Origin of the sequence: Deinococcus alpinitundrae (assembly GCF_009982895.1) — a bacterium.
Taxonomy (GTDB): domain Bacteria; phylum Deinococcota; class Deinococci; order Deinococcales; family Deinococcaceae; genus Deinococcus; species Deinococcus alpinitundrae.
In genome coordinates, this window is the sequence record NZ_WXZL01000079.1 from 1 (window position 1) to 1,623 (window position 1,623).

The window sequence follows — 1,623 nt, forward strand, 5'->3', positions numbered from 1 at the left end:
GTGCTCTTCCGATCTTGTTGTGTTTGTATGTCCTGTGTTTGTGTTTGTTGTATGATTGCATTGTATGGTATGTATGGTTGTTGTTGTATGTTGTATGTTACTATATTTGTTGGTATGTGGCATTAAATAAAATATGTTTTGTGGTTCTGTGTGTTATGTGGTTGCGCCCTAGTGAGTAACAACTGTATTTGTGTTTGTGGTATGGGTGTTGCTTGTTGGGCTATATATTGTCCTGTATTTCAAGTTATAAAACTGCACACCTTACAGCATCCATTTTATCCTACAATCCTCCATTTTGCTGTGCAACCGATTTCGGTTGCCTTTGGCTTATGTCTGTGGTTTTCTGCACAATACAGTACGCTGGCACTATTGCAAACTTTAATCTTTTGGGCACTGCTCCTACATATTTTGAACAATTGGCGCGCCTCTTTGGCGCATATAAGGCGCACCTGGTATTAGTCATTTTCCTGTCCAGGTGCGCTACAACAATTGCTTGCATAACTATATCCACTCCCTAAGTAATAAAACTGCTTTTAGGCACATATTTTAGTTTGTTTTTACTTAAGCTAATTGCATACTTGGCTTGTACAACTACTTTCATGTCCAACATTCTGTCTACCCTTAACATGAACTATAATATGACTAAGCTGTGCATACATAGTTTATGCAACCGAAATAGGTTGGGCAGCACATACTATACTTTTCATTAATACTTTTAACAATTGTAGTATATAAAAAAGGGAGTAACCGAAAACGGTCGGGACCGAAAACGGTGTATATAAAAGATGTGAGAAACACACCACAATACTATGGCGCGCTTTGAGGATCCAACACGGCGACCCTACAAGCTACCTGATCTGTGCACGGAACTGAACACTTCACTGCAAGACATAGAAATAACCTGTGTATATTGCAAGACAGTATTGGAACTTACAGAGGTATTTGAATTTGCATTTAAAGATTTATTTGTGGTGTATAGAGACAGTATACCGCATGCTGCATGCCATAAATGTATAGATTTTTATTCTAGAATTAGAGAATTAAGACATTATTCAGACTCTGTGTATGGAGACACATTGGAAAAACTAACTAACACTGGGTTATACAATTTATTAATAAGGTGCCTGCGGTGCCAGAAACCGTTGAATCCAGCAGAAAAACTTAGACACCTTAATGAAAAACGACGATTTCACAACATAGCTGGGCACTATAGAGGCCAGTGCCATTCGTGCTGCAACCGAGCACGACAGGAACGACTCCAACGACGCAGAGAAACACAAGTATAATATTAAGTATGCATGGACCTAAGGCAACATTGCAAGACATTGTATTGCATTTAGAGCCCCAAAATGAAATTCCGGTTGACCTTCTATGTCACGAGCAATTAAGCGACTCAGAGGAAGAAAACGATGAAATAGATGGAGTTAATCATCAACATTTACCAGCCCGACGAGCCGAACCACAACGTCACACAATGTTGTGTATGTGTTGTAAGTGTGAAGCCAGAATTGAGCTAGTAGTAGAAAGCTCAGCAGACGACCTTCGAGCATTCCAGCAGCTGTTTCTGAACACCCTGTCCTTTGTGTGTCCGTGGTGTGCATCCCAGCAGTAAAGATCGGAAGA

At 40.0% G+C, this 1,623-nt stretch carries 1 protein-coding gene; it reads right to left on the minus strand.

The genetic code is table 11. The features are described 5' to 3' along the window. Positions 1 to 1,424: 1,424 nt before the first annotated feature. A partial coding sequence (locus tag GUI70_RS26135; RefSeq protein WP_237725124.1) for a hypothetical protein occupies positions 1,425 to 1,623 on the minus strand: 199 nt, incomplete at its 5' end.